General features: G+C 66.1%; 35 protein-coding genes. 15 read left to right on the forward strand and 20 right to left on the reverse strand.

Annotated features, from left to right (window positions below):
* Positions 1 to 108 precede the first annotated feature (108 nt).
* On the forward strand, positions 109 to 345 hold the full coding sequence (locus ACX9OW_RS01840; RefSeq protein WP_019337197.1) for a hypothetical protein: 237 nt from the start codon (positions 109 to 111) through the stop codon (positions 343 to 345).
* Between the two features lies 1 nt (position 346).
* Here the strand turns inward: ACX9OW_RS01840 and ACX9OW_RS01845 are convergent, their stop codons facing one another.
* The gene (locus tag ACX9OW_RS01845; RefSeq protein ID WP_459061814.1) at positions 347 to 1393 is read right to left on the reverse strand and encodes a 4Fe-4S dicluster domain-containing protein; all 1047 of its coding nucleotides are present in this window, start codon (positions 1391 to 1393) and stop codon (positions 347 to 349) included.
* Positions 1390 to 1677, reverse strand: coding sequence for a hypothetical protein (locus ACX9OW_RS01850; RefSeq protein WP_053520310.1), 288 nt, complete (start codon positions 1675 to 1677; stop codon positions 1390 to 1392). The genes ACX9OW_RS01845 and ACX9OW_RS01850 overlap by 4 nt, the downstream gene beginning before the upstream one ends.
* 180 nt (positions 1678 to 1857) lie before the next feature.
* Between ACX9OW_RS01850 and ACX9OW_RS01855 the strand changes: the two genes are divergently transcribed.
* Complete coding sequence (locus tag ACX9OW_RS01855; protein WP_065175929.1) at positions 1858 to 2298, forward strand: group III truncated hemoglobin; 441 nt, start codon at positions 1858 to 1860, stop codon at positions 2296 to 2298.
* A 44-nt stretch (positions 2299 to 2342) separates the two neighbouring features.
* Positions 2343 to 3752 (forward strand): oxygen-independent coproporphyrinogen III oxidase, encoded by a 1410-nt coding sequence (hemN, locus tag ACX9OW_RS01860; RefSeq protein WP_459061815.1) that lies wholly within the window; start codon positions 2343 to 2345, stop codon positions 3750 to 3752.
* Positions 3753 to 3978: 226 nt separating this feature from the next.
* On the opposite strand, the gene ACX9OW_RS01865 is transcribed toward hemN, so the two are convergent.
* From ACX9OW_RS01865 to ACX9OW_RS01945, 17 genes are all read right to left on the reverse strand, one after another.
* Entirely contained in the window at positions 3979 to 5007 is a 1029-nt protein-coding gene (locus ACX9OW_RS01865; RefSeq protein ID WP_277381576.1) for a tyrosine-type recombinase/integrase, read from the reverse strand.
* 2 nt (positions 5008 to 5009) lie between these two features.
* Positions 5010 to 5258 (reverse strand): DUF4224 domain-containing protein, encoded by a 249-nt coding sequence (locus ACX9OW_RS01870; RefSeq protein ID WP_277381577.1) that lies wholly within the window; start codon positions 5256 to 5258, stop codon positions 5010 to 5012.
* An 11-nt stretch (positions 5259 to 5269) separates the two neighbouring features.
* The gene (locus tag ACX9OW_RS01875; RefSeq protein ID WP_459061816.1) at positions 5270 to 5578 is read right to left on the reverse strand and encodes a hypothetical protein; all 309 of its coding nucleotides are present in this window, start codon (positions 5576 to 5578) and stop codon (positions 5270 to 5272) included.
* Complete coding sequence (locus ACX9OW_RS01880) at positions 5575 to 6159, reverse strand: hypothetical protein (protein WP_459061817.1); 585 nt, start codon at positions 6157 to 6159, stop codon at positions 5575 to 5577. The genes ACX9OW_RS01875 and ACX9OW_RS01880 overlap by 4 nt, the downstream gene beginning before the upstream one ends.
* Entirely contained in the window at positions 6156 to 6353 is a 198-nt protein-coding gene (locus tag ACX9OW_RS01885) for a hypothetical protein (protein ID WP_459061818.1), read from the reverse strand. The genes ACX9OW_RS01880 and ACX9OW_RS01885 overlap by 4 nt, the downstream gene beginning before the upstream one ends.
* A complete protein-coding gene (locus ACX9OW_RS01890; RefSeq protein ID WP_459061819.1) occupies positions 6346 to 6960 on the reverse strand; it encodes a hypothetical protein in 615 nt (204 codons plus the stop codon). The genes ACX9OW_RS01885 and ACX9OW_RS01890 overlap by 8 nt, the downstream gene beginning before the upstream one ends.
* Positions 6957 to 7238, reverse strand: coding sequence for a hypothetical protein (locus ACX9OW_RS01895; protein ID WP_459061820.1), 282 nt, complete (start codon positions 7236 to 7238; stop codon positions 6957 to 6959). The genes ACX9OW_RS01890 and ACX9OW_RS01895 overlap by 4 nt, the downstream gene beginning before the upstream one ends.
* Entirely contained in the window at positions 7235 to 8842 is a 1608-nt protein-coding gene (locus ACX9OW_RS01900) for a hypothetical protein (protein WP_459061821.1), read from the reverse strand. Before ACX9OW_RS01900 ends, ACX9OW_RS01895 begins: the two co-directional genes overlap by 4 nt.
* Positions 8839 to 9504 (reverse strand): hypothetical protein, encoded by a 666-nt coding sequence (locus tag ACX9OW_RS01905; protein WP_459061822.1) that lies wholly within the window; start codon positions 9502 to 9504, stop codon positions 8839 to 8841. Before ACX9OW_RS01905 ends, ACX9OW_RS01900 begins: the two co-directional genes overlap by 4 nt.
* On the reverse strand, positions 9501 to 9710 hold the full coding sequence (locus ACX9OW_RS01910; protein ID WP_459061823.1) for a hypothetical protein: 210 nt from the start codon (positions 9708 to 9710) through the stop codon (positions 9501 to 9503). Before ACX9OW_RS01910 ends, ACX9OW_RS01905 begins: the two co-directional genes overlap by 4 nt.
* An 87-nt stretch (positions 9711 to 9797) precedes the next feature.
* Positions 9798 to 10055, reverse strand: coding sequence for a hypothetical protein (locus ACX9OW_RS01915; RefSeq protein WP_459061824.1), 258 nt, complete (start codon positions 10053 to 10055; stop codon positions 9798 to 9800).
* Between the two features lie 109 nt (positions 10056 to 10164).
* Entirely contained in the window at positions 10165 to 10599 is a 435-nt protein-coding gene (locus ACX9OW_RS01920; protein ID WP_459061825.1) for a hypothetical protein, read from the reverse strand.
* Positions 10596 to 10826: a hypothetical protein gene (locus tag ACX9OW_RS01925; RefSeq protein WP_459061826.1), complete on the reverse strand. Its 231-nt coding sequence runs from the start codon at positions 10824 to 10826 to the stop codon at positions 10596 to 10598. Before ACX9OW_RS01925 ends, ACX9OW_RS01920 begins: the two co-directional genes overlap by 4 nt.
* Complete coding sequence (locus ACX9OW_RS01930) at positions 10823 to 11038, reverse strand: hypothetical protein (protein WP_459061827.1); 216 nt, start codon at positions 11036 to 11038, stop codon at positions 10823 to 10825. The genes ACX9OW_RS01925 and ACX9OW_RS01930 overlap by 4 nt, the downstream gene beginning before the upstream one ends.
* The gene (locus ACX9OW_RS01935; RefSeq protein WP_459061828.1) at positions 11035 to 11271 is read right to left on the reverse strand and encodes a hypothetical protein; all 237 of its coding nucleotides are present in this window, start codon (positions 11269 to 11271) and stop codon (positions 11035 to 11037) included. The genes ACX9OW_RS01930 and ACX9OW_RS01935 overlap by 4 nt, the downstream gene beginning before the upstream one ends.
* Positions 11272 to 11538: 267 nt before the next feature.
* Complete coding sequence (locus ACX9OW_RS01940) at positions 11539 to 11970, reverse strand: hypothetical protein (RefSeq protein ID WP_459061829.1); 432 nt, start codon at positions 11968 to 11970, stop codon at positions 11539 to 11541.
* Positions 11971 to 12072: 102 nt separating this feature from the next.
* Positions 12073 to 12756, reverse strand: coding sequence for a S24 family peptidase (locus ACX9OW_RS01945; RefSeq protein ID WP_459061830.1), 684 nt, complete (start codon positions 12754 to 12756; stop codon positions 12073 to 12075).
* A gap of 77 nt (positions 12757 to 12833) precedes the next feature.
* Here ACX9OW_RS01945 and ACX9OW_RS01950 point away from each other — a divergent pair, with 77 nt between their 5' ends.
* Positions 12834 to 13316: a hypothetical protein gene (locus tag ACX9OW_RS01950; protein WP_459061831.1), complete on the forward strand. Its 483-nt coding sequence runs from the start codon at positions 12834 to 12836 to the stop codon at positions 13314 to 13316.
* 155 nt (positions 13317 to 13471) lie between these two features.
* On the opposite strand, the gene ACX9OW_RS01955 is transcribed toward ACX9OW_RS01950, so the two are convergent.
* Positions 13472 to 13669 (reverse strand): hypothetical protein, encoded by a 198-nt coding sequence (locus ACX9OW_RS01955; protein WP_346475491.1) that lies wholly within the window; start codon positions 13667 to 13669, stop codon positions 13472 to 13474.
* Between the two features lie 176 nt (positions 13670 to 13845).
* Here ACX9OW_RS01955 and ACX9OW_RS01960 point away from each other — a divergent pair, with 176 nt between their 5' ends.
* From ACX9OW_RS01960 to ACX9OW_RS02010, 11 genes are all read left to right on the forward strand, one after another.
* Entirely contained in the window at positions 13846 to 14361 is a 516-nt protein-coding gene (locus ACX9OW_RS01960) for a phage regulatory CII family protein (protein WP_346475490.1), read from the forward strand.
* Between the two features lie 91 nt (positions 14362 to 14452).
* The gene (locus ACX9OW_RS01965) at positions 14453 to 14764 is read left to right on the forward strand and encodes a winged helix-turn-helix domain-containing protein (protein ID WP_459061832.1); all 312 of its coding nucleotides are present in this window, start codon (positions 14453 to 14455) and stop codon (positions 14762 to 14764) included.
* A 1-nt stretch (position 14765) separates the two neighbouring features.
* Positions 14766 to 15644, forward strand: coding sequence for a helix-turn-helix domain-containing protein (locus ACX9OW_RS01970; protein ID WP_346475488.1), 879 nt, complete (start codon positions 14766 to 14768; stop codon positions 15642 to 15644).
* Positions 15610 to 16212: a hypothetical protein gene (locus tag ACX9OW_RS01975; protein WP_459061833.1), complete on the forward strand. Its 603-nt coding sequence runs from the start codon at positions 15610 to 15612 to the stop codon at positions 16210 to 16212. The genes ACX9OW_RS01970 and ACX9OW_RS01975 overlap by 35 nt, the downstream gene beginning before the upstream one ends.
* Positions 16213 to 16401: 189 nt before the next feature.
* Positions 16402 to 16626, forward strand: a complete 225-nt coding sequence (locus ACX9OW_RS01980) for a hypothetical protein (RefSeq protein WP_459061834.1) — start codon at positions 16402 to 16404, stop codon at positions 16624 to 16626.
* Positions 16626 to 16988 carry a Ref family recombination enhancement nuclease gene (locus ACX9OW_RS01985; protein WP_277381598.1) on the forward strand — a complete coding sequence of 121 codons (363 nt, stop codon included), beginning with the start codon at positions 16626 to 16628 and terminating at the stop codon, positions 16986 to 16988. Before ACX9OW_RS01980 ends, ACX9OW_RS01985 begins: the two co-directional genes overlap by 1 nt.
* Positions 16985 to 17494, forward strand: coding sequence for a hypothetical protein (locus tag ACX9OW_RS01990; RefSeq protein ID WP_277381599.1), 510 nt, complete (start codon positions 16985 to 16987; stop codon positions 17492 to 17494). Before ACX9OW_RS01985 ends, ACX9OW_RS01990 begins: the two co-directional genes overlap by 4 nt.
* A complete protein-coding gene (locus ACX9OW_RS01995; protein ID WP_459061835.1) occupies positions 17491 to 17847 on the forward strand; it encodes a Lar family restriction alleviation protein in 357 nt (118 codons plus the stop codon). Before ACX9OW_RS01990 ends, ACX9OW_RS01995 begins: the two co-directional genes overlap by 4 nt.
* Positions 17847 to 18275 (forward strand): phosphohydrolase, encoded by a 429-nt coding sequence (locus ACX9OW_RS02000; protein WP_459061836.1) that lies wholly within the window; start codon positions 17847 to 17849, stop codon positions 18273 to 18275. The genes ACX9OW_RS01995 and ACX9OW_RS02000 overlap by 1 nt, the downstream gene beginning before the upstream one ends.
* Positions 18275 to 18604: a hypothetical protein gene (locus ACX9OW_RS02005; RefSeq protein ID WP_459061837.1), complete on the forward strand. Its 330-nt coding sequence runs from the start codon at positions 18275 to 18277 to the stop codon at positions 18602 to 18604. Before ACX9OW_RS02000 ends, ACX9OW_RS02005 begins: the two co-directional genes overlap by 1 nt.
* Complete coding sequence (locus ACX9OW_RS02010; protein WP_459061838.1) at positions 18601 to 18837, forward strand: hypothetical protein; 237 nt, start codon at positions 18601 to 18603, stop codon at positions 18835 to 18837. Before ACX9OW_RS02005 ends, ACX9OW_RS02010 begins: the two co-directional genes overlap by 4 nt.
* Positions 18838 to 18976 lie beyond the last annotated feature (139 nt).

Genomic DNA, 18976 nt, shown 5'->3' on the forward strand with positions numbered 1-18976 from the left:
AAATCTGTGACTAATTGAGGTCAACCGGTCGTGAAGCCCGGGAGTCTTTCAGCACGCAAGTGAGTCGGTAGACCGTCAACGATGCAGGACAAGTCCAACGGAGGTCGTATGGAATACGGCATGCATGGCTTGGCTGAACGGGTACGCCGCGAACTGGAAGCCAGCTATCACAAACACGGATGCGGCCCTGCCTTCTGGGACACGTACCAGCAGGTGCTGGACCGGCTTGTCCCGCAGGGGACCGAGCGCACGGAAGTGACCAATGAAATGGCGCTGATCATCGAGCAGCTCGGAATCGTACGGCGTGCCCAGCTGGTGCCTCCGCACGCCAACGGGTCGCGCTGATTCAGAGCAGGTGCCAGGCGCCAGCGCTCAGCAGCACCAGCAGCAACGATGCCAGGACCACGGTCCGCGGTCGCCACCCGCGCCGCGGCTGCCCTGCCATCGTCTGCGGGCTGCAGTAGCGGATCAGTCCCGGACCGAAACCGGCCCGGGACTGTTGCTGCTCGCAGGCATCCAGGCAGGCGCCGCAGGCCAGGCAGTCGGCCTGCGGGCCCTGGCGGATGTCGAGCTGCATCGGGCAGGCGTGGAGACAGGCCGCGCAATCGGTGCAGTCGCCGAGGCGGTCGGCGCTGAAGGTGGGCATGGGGCCGGCCAGCCATGGGTGCGCGGCGCGGAACACGTAGTCCTGCGCGGAGGTCGGATCGAGCAGCCCGCGACCGCGGCCGATCACGCCGCCAAGGCCAGCGGGCCGGGGCCCGCGGGGTTCGCCGCGGCGCGCGTCATACAGCATCCGGGGGGTCTGCGGGTCGACCAGCAACGGCTGTGCGCGCGCGAAGGGGCACAGCGAACGGCAGACCTGCTCCCGCAGGAAGCCGGCGTTGCCCCATGTGGCTGCCGTGTAGAACAGCACCCAGAAGGTTTCCCAGCCACTCCAGCCGCCCTGGACACTGGCGGTGACGAGGCCGGTGATCGGGCTGAACAATCCCACGAAGGTGATGCCGGTCCATAGCGACAGCAGTAACCATGCGGCCTGCGTGGCAGGACGCGCCAGGGCGCGTGGCAGGCGTTGGGCAAGAAAGCTGTCGATCAGGCTGAAGGCGTAGCTCCACACCGTCTGCGGGCAGGCATGGCCACACCAGATGCGGCCGGCGAGGTGGGTCAACAGCGCCAGTGCCATCGCCAGCGCCAGCAGCAGGCCCAGCAGCAGACCAACGTCGTCGGGCCACAGGGTCCAGCCGAACAGGTCGAAGCGACGTGCGTCCAGGTCCAGCAGCAGCGCCTGGCGGCCGTCCCAGCGCAACCAGGGCAGCCCAAGGAAGCCAACCAGCACACCGAGCCGCAGTGCGCCACGCCATCGCCACGGTGGGGAAGGGGGCCTTAGTGCGTTCATCCCAGAGGCAGCTCATCATCTGCGTCTGCCGGCATCGGCCGCAGCAGATATCCGGTGATCGCGCTGGACAGCGCCGTCACCGCCCAGAACATGAAGAAGCCGACCGTGTAGCCGAGTTCGCGACTGATCGCCGTGCCCGGAAAACTGATGGCCTGAAGGCGCAACGGGTCGACGAAAGCGAAGAACACCACGCTGGCCAGCCCGGCGGCGATGAAACTGGGCCAGAGGATGGCGCCCCAATGCTGGATCAGGCGCTGACGCGGGGACGAAGTGGGTGTATTCATGCGGTCGCGGGTCGGGAAGGGGGCGGCGCGTATACTCCGCCATGGCTGGCGCAGCATCCGCAGGGCATGTTTCCTGCAGGCATGTCAGCCTAGGCGCGCGCACGTGCGCCGACATTGATCTGGATCAACGGCGGTGCCGGCCGGTTGGCGCACTCTGCCGGCAATCGCCTGGTGCCTCTGATGAACGCTACGCCATCACTCGTCCCTCCTGTCGCCTCGCCCGCGCTGTGTACCGAAGAGGACGTGACCCGTCTGGTCCACGACTTCTATGCACGCGTGCGTGAGGAGGAGCGTCTGGGCCCCGTGTTCGACGCGCATGTGCACGATTGGCCCGGGCATCTGGCGCAACTGGTGGATTTCTGGTCCGCAATGCTCAGGGGAACGCGTCGCTTCAAGGGATCGCCCATGTCCAAGCACATGGCCATCGCCCTGGACAAGGACCTGTTCGACCGCTGGCTCGCGCTGTTCCGGCGCACCACCGCCGAATGCGGCAATCCACCGATGCAGGCGCTGGCCGATGATGTGGCCGCGCGCATTGCGGAAACGTTCTGGCGCCGGTACCAGATGCTGCGCTGGCCGCAGGTGGCGCTGCCGGTGCTGGGCGTTCCTGCGCGGGATTGATCTGGGTCAAGGCGGCACTGACTGTCCGGCGCGATGCTGGCGGCATGGACACGTTCTCTCCCGCTGCCGGCGGCCTGGCCTGGACCTTCGACCCCGATCTGCTGCGCCGGCATGACCGGCCCGGACCGCGCTACACCTCGTATCCGACCGCTCCGCACTTCCACGATGGTTTCGGCGCGCCCGCACTGCGCCAGGCGATCGCGGACAGCGACCTGCTGGCGCGCGCGCTGTCGCTGTACGTGCATGTCCCGTTCTGCTCCAGCCCGTGCTTCTACTGCGGCTGCAACCGGGTGATCACCCGTGATCGAAGCCGTGGCCACAGCTATGTCTCACGGGTCCTGGCCGAGGCCGATCTGCTGGCGCCGCAGTTCCAGAAAGGCCGTGAGGTGATCCAGCTGCACCTGGGGGGCGGAACGCCGAATTTCCTGGATGCCGAGGCAATGACCACGCTGATCGACGGCCTTCGCCGGCGTTTTGACTTCAGCTGCTCGGCCGAGCGCGATTTCTCGATCGAGCTTGATCCACGCTTCATCGAAACGCGTGACGTGGCGATGCTGGCACGGCTGGGCTTCAATCGCGCCAGCCTGGGCGTGCAGGACTTCGATCCCTCGGTCCAGGCGTCGATCAACCGTGTGCAGGGTGTACAGCAGACCCTGGACATCCTGCGTGCCTGTCGTGACAGCGGCATGCGCTCGGTCAACGTGGATCTCATCTACGGGCTGCCGGGACAAAGCCAGGAAGGATTCGGCCGCACTCTCGAGCAGGTGCTTGCACTGCGACCGGACCGACTGGCGGTGTATGGCTACGCGCACCTTCCGCATCTGTTCCGCGCGCAGCGGCAGATAGACGAGCGCGCGCTGCCCTCGCCGGAGGACAAGCTTGAGCTGCTGGGACTTGCCGTGCAGCAGCTGTCCGCAGCGGGCTACCAGTACATCGGCATGGATCATTTCGCGCTGCCGGAAGAGGATCTTTCGCGCGCCCAGCGCGCTGGCCAGCTGCATCGCAACTTCATGGGCTACACCACCCATGCCGATACCGACCTGCTGGGCCTCGGCGTCAGCGCGATCAGTCATATCGGTGCGACCTACAGCCAGAACCCACGCGACCTGCCGTCCTGGGAGAGTGCGGTCGATCAGGGCCAGCTGCCGGTCTGGCGTGGCGTGGCGCTCAGCGCCGACGATCAGCTGCGCGCAGACCTGATCCAGCAGCTGATGTGCCAGGGAGAGGTCGATGGACGCGCGCTCGGCGATCGCCACGGCATCGTGTTCGACGACTACTTCGCCGAGGACCTGTGCGCCGTTCGACGGCTGCAGGACGATGGCCTGGTCGAGTATCGCGATGGCGTGGTCCGTGCCAGCGAACGCGGCCGGCCGCTTCTGCGCCTGCTGGCGATGTGCTTCGATCCCCATCTGCGTGCAGCGCACGAGCAGCCGCGCTATTCGCGCGCGATCTGAGCGGTCGGGAGGTTCACGCCACTGCGTGTCGCATTCTGCCCGAAAGCCCTGGTGCCCGGAGCCGGAATCGAACCGGCATGACCTTGCGGTCGGCGGATTTTAAGTCCGCACAGAATTCCCTGTGCCACAAGGGTTTCAGGGTGATTTCCGCTCCGCAATGAGTGCAATCATGGCGCCTCGAAACCCTTGGCGCACAAGCGCGCCTATGCCGTTGCGGAGCGGAATTTCAGCGCGTCGGCGTGGACTTGTGGCCGCGGCGCTTGCGCGTGTAGTGCTCGGTCATCGATACCGTGGTGTGGCCCAGCTGCTGCTGTGCCTTGCGGATATCGCCTGACGACTCGGCCTTGTCGGTCGCCGCCTTCGCGCGCAGGTCGCGGAACTGGACGCCCTCAATCCCGGCAATCTCGCAGGCCTTCGCCCAGCGCCTGGACATGCTGGTCACGCTGACCGCTTCGCCGCGCTCGCTGACAATGAGCAGGGTGTTGCGCACGGCGTGGCCAGCCTTGCGTGCGCGCAGCCGCTCCAGCAGCACCGCCAGCTCGCCCTCGACTGCGATGCGCAGCTTTGCCTTTGTCTTCCCCTGTCGGATGTTGATGACCCCATCTCGCACATCCATCTCGGTCAGCGACAGCACGTCGGCCGGTCGCTGGCCGATCAGGTAGGCAAGATCCATGGCGTCCTGCACGACCACGTCGGCGGCCGCTCGGATCGCCTGGTACTGGTCGTCCTCGATGTAGACGTCACGCCCGGTTTCCTTGAAGCCCTTGATGCCGGCGCAGGGGTTGGGCAGGGAGGTGTAGCCCTTGTCGCGGGCGAAGTTCCAGATGTGCGAGAGCAGCGCCTTCTCGCGGTTGGCGCGCACCATGCCCTTGCCGCCCTTCGTGCGCCAGGTGAGATACTGCCGAACCGTCACGGGCTGGATGGCATCCAGCGGCGCCGGCGGGTCGTCGAAGTATTCCAGCAGCTTGGCCAGCTCATGGCCGTTGTCGATCTGGGTCCGGGGAGCCTTGCGGATGATGACCTCCTTTCGGTACGCATCGCTCACGTGGCGGAAGGTAATGACCGCCACGGCCTGGGCCTCGCGGGTGCCCTCCAGCTCGGCCCACTTCTTGATTGCCAGCGCGTAGTTGCTGCCCAGCGGCAGCTCCTTGCGCGGCTTCCCGCCCAGGTCGTAGTAGTAGTGCACCACGCCCGACTTCTGCTTGCGCGGCCGGAATCGCGGAATCGCGCCCGGTTTGTTCGGCTTGCGCCCCATCGTCATGCCACCTTGTTCGATTGCCAGCCAGCGACGGGCGTGACCTTCTCGGTCTCCACGTCGTCGCCCCCTTCGAGCGCGGCCCACAGCACGCGCGGCCACCCGTCCAAGCCTTTGTAGTGCGGGATCCCGTTCAGCACCAGGAACGCAAGCTGACGATCCTTGTACGGGGTGTCGCACAGTTCCCGCATCGTTTCCCGGGACAGGCACAGCGCCCCCGCGCCCGGGGCGGCCTTGTTCTTCTTGGCCATAGCTTTCTCCTTCAGTTTGCAGCCAGAGCCGCGCGCTGGTTCTTGGGTTTGCGATCATCCAGGCCGAGCTGGAACTGCAGGACGTTGTCGGCTCCAGCAGCCACTGCAGCCGGCCGCGCGCTGCGTGCCGGCCGGTTGAGCCGTCGCCACGCTGCGATGGCCTTGTCGGGATCAGCATGCTTGCTGGTCGACCTGCAGGCGCACTCGATCAGGTGACCACCGCCAGCGGAGGCGCAGCGCTTGTCGTGGATGTGGCGCGCGCGATGGCCGGCGGCGCAATTGGGCAAGCCTTCCGGGTGGCTGATGTGTTCCTGAGTCATGGCTTTTTGCACTCCTCGATATGGGCGACGAGCTTCTCCAGCAGGAAGGCGGCTTGCTCCGCCCGCCTGCGCCGTTCGTATTGATTGAGGGTGGGGTGGGCATCCCTGAGCCATTCCAACGGCTCGACCAGCCATTGCGGATCGAATGGGAGCAGGGTGCGCGGGTCGACCGGCTTGTCGGGCGGGAAGCAATCCGGGCCAGCCCAGTCCTCACTCTCGCCGCAGCGGACGCATACGCGCCGTTCGAAGTGGTGGATCTTCTCGGGCTGGATTACGCGCGGCGTCTCGAACAGAGCGCGCACGACGAGCCCGCGCTGGTGGCCGCCGTACACATGGCCAGCGTCGGCCTGCATCCAGCAGCCCGGGGCGTGGTCAGTCTTGTGGCGGTACTCCCAGCGCACCGGGGTGGCGGAGTACAGTTCGGTCATGAGCGTGTCGGCCCAGGTGCGCACCAGGTCAGCGGCCACGAGGCCGCCGGCTGGATCGATGCGGCGCATCTCGGCGATGACCGCGGCGACGGGCGACGACGCCTTGGTGGCTTCGACAGCGGAAGCCGGGGAGACTGGCAGGGGTGCGGTCATACGAACAGATCCAGTTGTGCCGGCGATGCTGGCGCGGCCGGCGGCGGAGCGAAGGATTCGGCGCGGCGCCGGGCACGCTGTGCGGAATTGAAGGCGAACCACCACCCGTGGGCGTTCCGGCGGGCACGGCATTCCGTGATGAAAACCCGCGCGGTGTGCTTGGCCTGTGCAGCGGTGAGCAGCTGGTCAGCCATGGGCAGCCGCCTCCTTGCCACCAGCCTGGATCGTCAGGACATCATCGACAGACAGCCCCTTGCGGTATGCCACTGCCCGCGCCTCAGCGGCGGCGACGAACTGGCGACCGTCGGCGGAGCCAAGCCAGTTGGCCAGGTGATCGAACACCTCAATCTCCAGCGCATCCCGGCAGACCGTCGGCTTCTCCCAATCCGCGCTGGTCAGGTAGTCGGATGACCGGAAGCCCCGGTTGCAAAACGAATGGCGGTGATTCTGCTCGTGCCATTTCCTGAGCACGCTGCGGTCATAGAAGAGAGGTTCCTTGGGTGTAGAACCCCTCACCCGCAGGTGCCAAATGATGGACCCGCCGACGTTGGTGCCCAGCCAGGTGATGAAGGTTGCAGCGATGCGCGAATGGCGGTCGGTCAGCAGCACCGGCATGTCGTGGAGGATTCTCCCCAAGGGGCCGGCGAGCTGTTCTTCATCGTCCAGATCCCAGTGGTCATCACACTGCGCCCGCACCAGTAGGTGCCACTGGTCCCGGTAGGCATGCTCGGCCGGGTGGTGTTCCCGTGAGCGCGTTGGAATCGACGGCTCGTGGGACAGAACTTCGCATGCGCCGATCATGCCGGCAGCTCCGGCTGGCCATTGCCGCCCGCCTGGCTGTCGAACGCGGCGAACGCCTCCTTGCAGCCCGGTTTCGTGCACCTTTGACGCTCCGAAATTTCTTCAGCCTCCGTTTCGCTCCACTCTGTGTGGAACGGGATACCGCAAGCGGGACCACGGTCTGCCCCCCACTTGTTGCCGGGGCGGTCCACGATGGCGTGCCACTTTGGCGGGCGCGGGTTATGCCCGTGGCCGCTCGGGCAGGCGTAGAACGACGCATCGCGCAGCCCGGCCTTCACGATTGCACCGCCTGGCTGTCGAACTGCTCCAGCTGCTGGGCGACGCGAATATCGGCGTCCCTCGTGCGCTCATCGCGGTACTTGGCGCAGTCCAGCCACGTGTCCATGTCGGCACGGCTGGGTCTGTATGCCTTGGTGAAGAAGGTGTAGCCACCGCAGCACTGATAGCCATGCCAGCCGCCGGCATGCGGTCCAAGGCGGATGGCGAGCGCGGACGAGCCTTCGCCGTATCGAACCAGGTCGCCCTCGCGCGGCCATTCCTCAGTAGTGCTAGCACCGGCGTCACCCGGCAGCGGCGTGTCGAAGTGCAGGGCGTTCTTTGCCTCCTGCTTTGCACGGATCTTCGCCATCACCTCCGGATGGCTGATGCGAGCAAGCTCGGCGTGGCCGTGCACATGCATGTCCAGCCCGGCCACCCAGCAGTAGCCGGCGAGTGTGACCATCACGCCGCCGACCTCCTGCGCCGGATCGCCGGCCGGGCGGCTGAACACGTAGTCGACCAGCGTGGGCACGCGTGCCGGATCGTAGCCATGAGCCTGCAGCAGCTCCAGCACTTCCTCCAGCAGGCGGTCGCCGCGCTCGGTCATGTTGCTGTAGAGCGACGGCAGGAAGCACTTGTCCATCCAGTCGGAGACGCCGGCCTGGAAGGTCTGCTCCAGGTTCACGGCCTGCGCGGGCTGGTACTCCTCCGCCGCCTCGATGGCATTCTGCCAGGGGCAGTTAGCGCTGCTGTGTTCGCCGATATCCACGCCAGTGATAGCCGCGATGTGACCGGCGAGGTCGTCTGCTACCTCGTGATAGCGGTCGCGCTGGTCGATGACACCTTCCAGGGCGCGATCCAAACTCTCCAGATATTCCTGATCGGCCTGCGCGGGCGGGGCGGCGTAGAGGGCGTGGATCGTCGGAAGTGGCCCGACATTGCAGGTACGCAGGAACGCTTCGGCATGATCCCTCTTCATCACGCGCGGGAACGTCCGGTCGCCTTCCCGACGAATCTCTACCCACATGGATTCCCCCACCGGCTGGCGGGCGTCATATCGACCGGCCAGATGGGCGCATGACAGGTCGTCGCCATCTACCGGCTGGAGGGCGGCAACGGTCAAGGAATTCTTTACGGTTGCGCCTTCCGGCTGGCGGGCGGCGAGGACTTCGCTCAGGATTGAAGGCAGCTCCGAGTCTTTCAGGAAGTACGTGCGGTTCTTCCCCGGCAGCTGCGCGCGAGCCAGCGCGGCCTTGAACGCCTGCACCATGTCATCCCTTACCGTCGCATCCTGACCACCCGGGGAGGGCTGGGCGGAGAGGGCGGCTTGCCATGCTTCCCACGCGAGTTGCACCTTGGGATGGCCGTATCGCTCGGGGACCGTGATTCCGCAATTGTTCTGCGCTGGAGACCTGCTGTAGTTGTGCTGCTCGCACCAAGCCTCAAACCGCGCCCGCTCGTCCTGCCCAGCCTCTCGCGGCCCCAGCAGAGCCGGCCCATCCCCGCGCAGCTCGCGCACGCGGTTGGCTACGTCCATCTTGCTCATGCCCGGCTGGTCGAAGAGCGCTTCGGCGATCTGTGCGTCGAGGCGCTGCTCTGCGCCGTCTGCCATCGTGGTGTTCATGCTTCGATCCTCTTGAAGGTGATGGCCCATACCCACGGGTTGCTGTCCCACGACGATTCGCCGTAGACCTGGTTCCACAACAGGTGGAATGCCCATTCCGGGTGGTCGCAGGGGCCGGGCAGCCATCCGCCGGCCTTGGTCTGCGTGAGCCCTTCCGCGATGGCATCGGCCTCGCTGATGGCCTGCAGCCGCTCCACGCGCACGTCTGTGATCTCCAGCACCAGGCGGCACATGGAACGCGGCATGTGTATCGAGGGACGCAGGCGCAGCTCCTCGGGCTCGACATCGGTGCAATCGTCAGGATCAGGGGCCAGTCCAGAGTTGAGGACAGTTCGGCCTTCCTCAGACTCCACGTACACCGGCCCAACGTATCCGTGATCCTCCACGTTGACCGTGGTCTCACGTACCCACAGCCGGTCGCCGGGCTGGCCGAATGGGCAGGCCAGAACGCGGTCGGTGTCCGGGCCAGCCGCCAGCGCCCACCACAGAGCGTTCTCGTCCTCCGCACCCCAGTTTCTCGGGTCGTGCTGGTCGTCTCCGGCACCGCCGATGAAGTCGAATGCGGGCGGAACCTTCACCACGCGACGGGTCTGTGTCTTTCGGCCGGCCAGGATCGCGCGCACCATGGCGCCGTTGAACAGAATGGGGCGTTCCTTCGTCATGCCTGCGGTTCCTTGTTACTGATGGCGCGCGCGCTGTGCGCGGCGAGGTGCTCCCAGCGTTCGGCTTCGCCCACGTAGTACTCGTGGCGCTCCTGCCGGACGGTGGCGGTGAACTGCACGTCGTGCAGTGCGCGCTCGGCGGCGGCGCGGTTGGCCGCTGCCATGCGGGCGGGGTCGTGATCGAAGATGTCGAGCTGGTTACGCACGCTGGACTCCTGGTATGGGTTGCCGGCTGGTGGAACCCGGCCGGCGCGGGTTCCCTGCGCTACAGGGGGCGAGCGCAGGGCAGGGGCTCAGTGCAGGTCGTCGGTGACCGGGTGGGGGTTCTGCTGCGCTTCGCGCCGCCGCCGCTCTGCGGCTCGCTCGCGGTCGGCGCGCATCAGGGGCCACACGCGTTTCGTGTCCTCGAACCCGCGCCAGGCGAAGAAGCCGATACCGATGGAGGCGCCGAGGGTGAAGCTGTCGGCACCGGTGCGCAGGGCGCACACGAGCAGGGCGAGCAGGAGGCCGACGACGAAGGCGCAGAAGAAGGGCAGGATGAGGTGGCGCATTACTCGGTCTCCGGTTCAGCGACGGGTTCGGCCGGCGCGGGCGCCGGGCCGACAGGCGGGGTGATGGGCGGGATGCCGACGGCCATGGCGGCGAAGAAGTCGTGATCGGTCATGGCTGCACCCCCGTGAAGCTGAAACCGCAGGCGCGCTGACAGTTGCCGTTCTTGGCTTCCCACCGCAGCGAGGCGATTTCTTCCTGATGCGGCGCCAGGGCGTCTTTGATCGCCTGGAACGACGGCAGGGTGAAGTCGCGGAAGGCAGACAGCTTCTCGGCCAACCAGATGGCGCGGTAGTGGGTCGGTAGGCCGCGCTGCACACACGCTCCGGTGGCCACGTGCGTGACCTGCCAGTCGCCCAGCTCGCCGGTGGTGCGGTCTCCCATCATGGTCGACTCGTCGTCGCTGTAGACGTGGTGGCAGAAGAATGGACCGATCACAAAACCGGTGAACTTGCTGGGCGGCGAGGCATCAGCGCGCTGCAGGTCCTCGCCACGCGGCAGGGTGAGGGTCTGCATGGCGGCCGGTACGCTGGGGATGGCGGTCATGCGGCACCGCCTTTGACGCGGGCGAGGGCTGCGGCAAGCGCGGCGCGTTCGTTGGCGTCCACGTTCCCGCTTAGACCAGCAGTCACGATGTGGAGATACTTGGCCGCCTCGATCAGCTCGGCGACTGCGGCGCGTGCTTGGCGCAGGTACGCGACATCGCCACCGCTGTGCTCAATGGAGGTTGCGGCAATGTCCATCACCGCCAGCACATCGACAGGGGCGCTCATGCAGCACCTGCCTGTGCGCGCGCCGCGCGGCGGACGGCGGCGACTGCGCCTGCAGCGCTCTGACCGTGCCGCAGGACGGCATTGGCGGCGATGCTGGCCGCGACGACGACCTGATAGGGGAGAAGGCCCCAGCGGCGCCCGGCGCGGGCGACGATGCCGGCGGCGGCAGCCGCGCGCTGGGTGGGGGAGTGGCAGACGATGACGGCGCTCACGCGGCCACCCCCTGCTGGAGAGCCAGCGGCTTGGAGCGGGCGATGGTGGCGACTTCGGTCGCGCCTTCGTCGATCGCGTCGGCGCAGACGGCCAGGTGTTCGGCCAGGTCACGCGCTTCGGCCGAGGTCAGGCTCATCAGGGCTTCATTGCCGACCTTGACGACAATGGTCCCGGCAGCAGGCCGCGCTTCGGCGCGGGCGGTGCCGCGGCTGGTGATGGTGAGTGCTGCCATGGGTCAGCACCCCTGCCCGAAGAGGCGCTGGCCGTAGCCAACGCCCGCGCCGAGGGCGAGGGCGCCGAGCGCATAGATGCTGAGGATGAGTGCCCACAGGGGCCGTTTGCGGCGCTGCATGGAGGTCTCCTGCCGCCGGCCCCGGGATGGGGCTTCATGGGCGGCGCGGAGACAGAATTACTAAACAGTAATGGTTAGTCAATACCAAAAGGTAATATTTCTACTCGAAATCATGAACGTGCTGGATTTCGTTCAGCGAGTGGCGGCTTAGCCGCAGGTAACTCGGGCGAGTTGTTTCCAGCGCTTGTTCCGCAGTGCCATGGCATCGAGCACCACAACGTGAGTTGCACCAACAAATCCGCCGGCGCGAAGCCAGGTGCACGCGCTGTCGGCCAGGGCGTCCCAGCCCTCACCGCCGGGAGGCACGGCAATCGTCAGGTCGCCATCTACCCATTCAACATTGCTGACCGGTCCGAGCTGGCGGATCTCTTTAACCGCGCGCTCCCGCACGGCTCGGTTCTCCGGTTGATCGGCTGCATTCAGAGCCTTGGGCCGCGCAGGCGAGGGAGTGTCGTCCGTTACTGATCGCCAGCACGACACGACAGCCCAGAGCATGATGATGCCGACGATCAGCGTCCCGCACCCATAGTGCTTCGGACTTCCTTTAGCGCCGCGTTTGAACGGGTGCGTCTGCTGCAATGGACATCCGCAGCCTGGGCAGGCGGCCGCTTGGCTGCTGACTTCCTTCCCACACTCCCCGCACCTTACCAATGCCATGTGATCGTCCTTGACGTTTGTGATTCAGAAGCTGCGAAGGCCAGCGTGGATCAAGGCTCGTCCCAGAATGCTAACTTCGCTCGGATCGGTTCGATACGGCGGAAAGTCGGGATTCGCGCTCACGACGTAGAGACCGTCGCCGCGCTTCTGCAGCATCTTGATCTGCGTTTCACCGCCGATGTTGATGAGGTAGTAGTCGTCGCCGTCGAAGTAGTCGCAAGCAGTGTCGATCCACACGATGTCGCCGTCCTCAATTTTCGGCTGCATCGAGCGGCCACGACCAGTGATCAGCCGGATTCGGCCCGCGGCCGGCAGGAAGCCCAGTTGGCGCCGGACAACCCACTCCGCGACCTCTAAGGTCCTGACGACCTCCGGGTAATCCTGATTGATCATCCCTGCACCCATCCCCGCGCCCCCCTCGAACAAGTCGAAGCGAACGTACCCGGATGTGGTCTCAGGCTCAGCGACTGGAGTGTCGTCGCTCGAGCTTCCCTCTTCGCTGAGGTAGCCAGCTGGCATGCCGGCGGCGGCTTCAAGGCTGGCAGCGCGCTTCTCGCCGAACGATTTGTTCTTAAGCAGCCCAGAGACCTCGCCCTGGTTGATACCCGAATCCGCAACGAAGGCGGCCTGGACGCCCTTGTAGCGCTCGTCGATCCATTGCTTCAGGCGGCGCCTGCGCAACGCCACTGTGGCGGTGTCTGTCTTCATCCGTGGAGTTTCAGTTACCGAAAGGTAATTTACCAAACGGTATTGACATGGCTTTACCATATGGTAATTTGGCCTGCATGGAGACCTTGCGCGCCTACCTGAAAACCCTCGTTCCGCTTGAACAAGCGGAATTCGCCCGTCGTGCAGGCACAACGATTGGCTACCTCCGGAAGGCGCTTAGCGCCGGTCAACGCTTTGACGGCGCGCTGGTTCGCCAGCTGCACCTCGAAAGCGCCGGCTCGGTGTCGTTGACCGACCTGCGGCCTGACATCTGGCCGGGAGACGAGCCGCAACCGACGGTGGCCGAACAGATCCGCAGCGAGGTGGACACCCGGATGAGCAAGCGCGCGCTGCGCGCGAAGCTCGGCCTGCAGTCTGACAAGCAGCTGGCCAAGGTGCTGGGCCTGCCCCTGGAGCAGGTGGAGGGCTGGCCGGAGGAGAGCGTCTTGCCGGCGCTGCCGGAGATCCAGCGCCTGCTGGGCGTCCAGGAACCACCGCAGGCGCCGAGCGCGCCGCAGGACCCGGACGAGAACCGAATCATCCCCGTGGAGGCTGCCTGATATGCGCTCTTTGCCCGATAAGTGGAATCCGCGCCTGTGGCTGCGGAACTGGATCAATCGTCCGTCGCTGGAAGAACTGGAAGCGCGTGCCCGTGGTGAGCGCGCTTCCCGGGAGTTCTTCGAAGAACTCTCGAAGAACTCCCGGGCCGAAGTGGTTACCCGTAGATGAGGTTCTTGACCGACTCGGTGAGCAGTTCGCGTTGCCGGTCGTCTGCGGCGAATGCGCTCAGGCGCTTCAACTCCGCCTTTGCCGTCGCAATGAACTCGTCGTCGTGATTCAGCCGGGTGGCCAGAGCCGTAACGACCACCTTCAGTGCCAGAACGTCCGTGTGCAGTTCCTTGATATCGATCATGTCGCCCTCCCTGCGGGCTGTTCGTGTGGAAACGCCAGCGTAGCGCAAGGAGGGCGACGCCCGTCGTCCGTGAGTTGTTGATCTCCATGGCGCACATGATGCGCCGCCGCAATTCTCTGAAAAACCTTGAAACACCAGTCATCCCAAGGTGACCCATGACTTGCCGAACCTCCTCATTGAACTGGCTGGACGTGCTCTACAACTCCGTGCGCAAGACGCCCGGCGGTGTGGCCGACGCGGCTGCCTACCTGGCCGACCGCCGCGGCAAGTCGATGCACCCGGAGACGCTGCGCGCGAAGCTGCGCGGCCTGGAGGGCGAATCGCTGACGATCGAACACGCCGAACTGCTGACCGAGTGGATGCAGGAGAAGGCGGGCGGCTGCGAGTACGCACTAGAGTGGATGCAGGCGCTGGCCGGCCAGTTCGGCATGGCCGTCGACGCGGTTCCGCCGCCGCCGGAGGGTGGCTGGTCGGATGAGATCGGCGCCATCCAGACGAAGCTGCTGGAGATCACTTCTCGCGTTGGCCGTCTGTCGGGGACTGCCGTCGAGGCGATGCTGGACCGCCGGATCGATAGCGACGAAGCCGAGCTGATGGTGAGCGAGGTGCGGGCTCTGCGCACGATGGCGCACCGGTTGGAGCGGAACGTCGCTCGCGCGGCCTCGAAGGGTCGGAAGGGGAGGGGCCGCTGATGTCTAACCCCGGTCCAATTCGAGCCAGTTACGCGACAAACGAAGCGTTCTCTGTCCTCATCATCGACAGCCTCTTCCTCGAGGCTAGCCAATGAACACCCCTGCTCGCTCCACCGATATCGAGACCAGCCACGCCGCCGCTGCATACGTGGTAAGGAGCGGCCTGCAGGCCGCCCAGCAGGACCAGGCTGCCGGCGCGGTCACTGCCCATCCTGGCATGACCAGCAACGAGCTGTCTCAGGCCACGAGCCTTGACCGCTACATGCTCGCCCGCCGCTTGCCGGAGCTGATGAAAGAGGGGCGCGTCTGGCGCGGCCCGAACAAGCCGTACTCGGTCAGTGGCCGCACTGCGTGCACCTGGTGGCCGGTGGCTCCGGGTCAGAACCTTCAGCTGGCGGTATGAGATGAGCTTCGAAGCGTTCGCCTGGGCCGCACGTCAGAAGGTGACCAGCACCCAGAAGCTGGTGCTGCTGATGTTGGCCGAGCGCCACAACAAGGACACGGGGCATTGCCGACCGAGCCACGACAAGCTGGCTGAGGACTGCGGGCTTTCCCGACGTTCGGTGATTGACCAGATCCAGAAGCTGGCCGAGGCCGGTTACATCACGATCCTGGCGCGAGCCAACGGCAACGTGCGGCTGGCGAATCAGTACCTGCTCAACTTCCACTTTGGCGTGCAAGCCCAGCCGAAGGAGCCAGAGAACGACCCCTATCTGGTGGTGAAGGACGTTCACCACGGGGTAGTGAAGGACGTTCCTCCGGTGGTGAACGAGGTGCACCAGGGTAGTGCACCAGCTGCACACGAACCAGGAATAGAACCAGGAAAGGAACCTAAGAAGCAAAAGCGGCGCGCAAGCGCGTCTGCCGCCAGCGCCGCGCCGCTGGACTTCACCACCTGGCCGTCCGAGCCGTCGCCGCAGGTTCTGGCCGACTGGCTGCACCACCGTCGGACCTGCCGCGCGTCGGTGACCCCGACGGTGCTGGCCAACTTCGGCCGCGAACTGCATCGGGCAGCCGCCATGGGGTTCACCGTCGACGACTGCCTCAGCAAGTGCTGCACCCGCGGCTGGCGAGGCTTCGAGGCGTCTTGGCTTCAACGCGATCTGTCGACCACAACCCGCAACTCCGGAGCAACCCATGCAAGCCCTCAACACGGTTCTGCCGACCGCACCGAGCAGCTCGAGCAGCAGTTCTACGCCCAACGCGGAGACGGTGGCCACGGTGGCGGCGCTGGGTTCGGGTCAGGCGATGTTGTCGACGCCGAGTTCGCTGTCGTCGGCTGAGCCGTTGAGCGAGCAGCAGTCGGCCTACCTGTGGGAGTTCTGGAAGCAGATGACGGCCATGTTCCCGGGGAAGTGGGAGCGCGAGAACGGCGCGGCGCCGTTCAAGAAGGACGGCAGCCTGACCATCGCCGCTGGTACGTGGTTCCAGGTGTTGAAGGGCCGCAGCCGGGCACAGCACGCGCGTGGCATGGCCTGCTGCCTGACCGAGGGCCGCGAGTGGCCGCCTAACCCGCCGAGGTTCCTGACGATGTGTCTGGACATTCCGGTCATGGCGGCCGTGGAGCGGGAGATGGCGCCGGGCCGGCCGCAGAGCGGCTTCACCGTGCTGGTGCGTTCGCTGCTGGACCTGCACGTCTACGCATCGGCCGACCACGGATCGCAGCAGCGGCGGATGCTGGAGGAGGCCTACACGCGCGCTGTGCAGCACGTCGTGGATGGCAAGCCGGTGCCGGAACCGGTGCTGGCTATCGAGCAGGAGAAGCACGGCGTGCGGCCGGTGCGTGATCGGGAATCGGCGCGCGCTGCGATGGAGCGGGCTGCGGCAGAGCTGAACTTCGATGGTGACTGAGGCGGAGCTGGCCCAGGCCGAGCAGGCCGGCCGCTGGGCGCGGTGCGCCTGCCGCGGCCGGGAGTCAGCACCACGGTACGAGATGGGGATCGATGGCCTGACGCGGCGGCGCCGCTGGCAGGCCGGGTGGGACAAGCAGGACCGGGAACTGAGCGCGGCACGCCGCAGCACGACGAGGAACAGACGCTGATGGACTTTTCCAACTACAGCACGCGCAGCAGGTTCGCTAGGGAGATCAACGCCGGTTACTCCGCGCGGCTCAACGGTCAGCGCCTGAGCGACAACCCGCACCTGGTCTGGCATGACCAGCCGGAGGGTGGGCTGGCCAAGCAGATCGGTCACTTCACCGAAAAGGCCGAGGCATGGCAGCACGGCTGGCGCATGGCCGACCAAGGCGAGAAAGGCGCGCGCTGATGTGGTCGAAGGCACCGCCACCGACGAGGGAAGAGAGCGCCCGCATCGAGTTGGCCAAGACCGGCCCGTGCATGGCCTGCCTGGCGCTGCAGATGCAGGGGCTGCTGGAGCCGGAGCTGGTGGTTTACGGCTGCGACTACAACCACGCCAAAAGCGGGAACGTGCGGCGCGGCCACATGGAGGGCTACGGCCTCTGCAAGTGGCACCACATGCGGCATCCGATGGAGGGCAACACCTTCGCGACGATGCGCCAGATCTACGGCCCGAGCCTGATGGATGGCTCGCGGACCTTCCACGAGACGTACGGCTCCGACGACGAGCTGATCGCGAATCAGACCTACGTGAACGAACTGAGGGCATGACGATGATGGACAGGAGCAAGACATACGCCGGCCGCTCCAGAGCGCTGTTCGAAGCCGCTCCCGGCCTGCAGATCACCGGAGTCCAGGTGGCCGACCGTCTGGGCGTGGTGGGCCACGTTGAGCGGGGCAAGGTCCGCCGCACGCTGCTGGATCTGGTCGACGCGGGCTACCTGCGCAAGATCGGGGAGGGAAGGACCGGGGTCTATGAGCGCACCGGCGCCGAGATGCGGCGACTGCCAATGAGCCCGGAGCGGCGAAGGGAGCGGGATCGGGAGATCGCCAAGGCGTACAAGGAGCGGCTGCGGGCCGCCGAGTCCGCTGGGCCGCGAGCGCCGGACAAGATGACCATCAACCGAGCGCGTGTGGCGCTCCTTGCGGACCTGGCCCCGGCGAAGCCGTGGGGGAAGGAGAAGGCGGGCCAGCGGCCGGCCGAGACGGTGGAGCAGTTCGTCGCGCGCGGCGGGCAGGTGCAGCGCCTGACGGCCAGCTGGGAGCAGCGAGTATGACCGGTTCCGCGCTGAAGCCTTGCCCGTTCTGCGGCTCCGCTCGCGTCCACATTGTCGACTTCTTGGACGGCGAGGGTGACCGCGTGGTTGCAGTCGGCTGCGAAGGGTGCGGCTGCAACGGAGCCCCTCACCTCCCGCTGATGGACGATCCTCGACCTGCAGCGAGCGCCTCGTGGAACCAGCGCGCCACGTCCGGTATCGACTGGAGACCCATCGCCGAGGCACGGCTGGGCGGCAAGCGGCTGATGCTGTGGGATTCGGTAAGCAAGCGACCGGTGTTCGGAAGCTGGCGGGGTGGCAACCCCAAGATCACGCACTATGCGGCCGAGCCGGCCGGACCGGTGGTGCCCTAATGGAAAACGCACTGGTGAATGAGGCGCGCTGGCTCGCGGAAGAGGCACATGCCACCCAAACGGACAAGGCCGGCCGGCCATACATCGAGCATGTGCGTCGGGTGGCGGCTGCGGTCGCCGGCGATGACGTCGCTGAAATGGTGGCTTGGCTCCACGACGTACTAGAGGACCAGCCGGCCTTCGCGACTCAGGTCCTGCTGTTCCCGCAGGCAGTGGTGGAGGCTGTGTTCGATCTGACGCGCGGCGTGAACAAGAGCGAGGCGTTCTACTACTGGAACATTCGACACAACCCGTTGTCGCTCAAGGTGAAGCTGGCAGATATCGCCGACAACAGCGACGAGTCGCGATTGGCTCTGTTGGACCCGGAGACAGCGGCTCGCCTGCGTTCGAAGTATGCCAAGGCGCGCGCTGCGCTGGGGGTGAAGTGATGGACGCCATCGAGAAGCGGGCGCGGGAGCTGCTGGCCAGTTGCCTGGACGAGTGGGGTCACCACCAGGAAGCCGAGAACGTTCGGGAGGGTGAGGACCTGGAGAGCTACGAGCTTGAGCTGCGCATCATCGGGCAGCTGCTGCGCTTCGGCTTTGAAACCGGAAGCGGTCGCGAAGCTGCGGCCCTGCCGCCGCCCGAGGGCTACGTGCTGGTGCCGGTGCATCTGTCGAGTTCGATGGCGAAAGCCGCCTGGGCGACTTTGGCCGCCGACGGATCCTTTGCGGAGATATGGACGGCCATGCTCGCCGCTCGCCCGGAGGTGCCATGAACCGCCAGCCAGCTGATCACCACCACAACCGCGAGCCCGGTTGGCCGGAATGGGGCAGACAGAACATCACGCTTACTGCCGCGCTGCGGATGGTCCGCATGTACGGCGACCGCCTCCCGTCGATTGCCCAGCTTAGGGCGGACTTCGGGATCAGCCGGGCAACGGCGTTTCGCTGGCGAGCCGCATTTCGGGAATCACTACAGATGCAGGGCCAGGCCGGGGTGAGCGCGTGAGCCGAGATCAGCCATATACCTACACCCAGCGGCAGCCAGGTAACTTGGACGCGTGGCGAATCGGTGAGGCTTGCTCAACAGCGTCGAAGGCGTCGGCTGGGGACCACATCGATCGTGGCCTTGTCCTGCTGAGGGAGCT

This window comes from Stenotrophomonas genospecies 5, assembly GCF_054473825.1.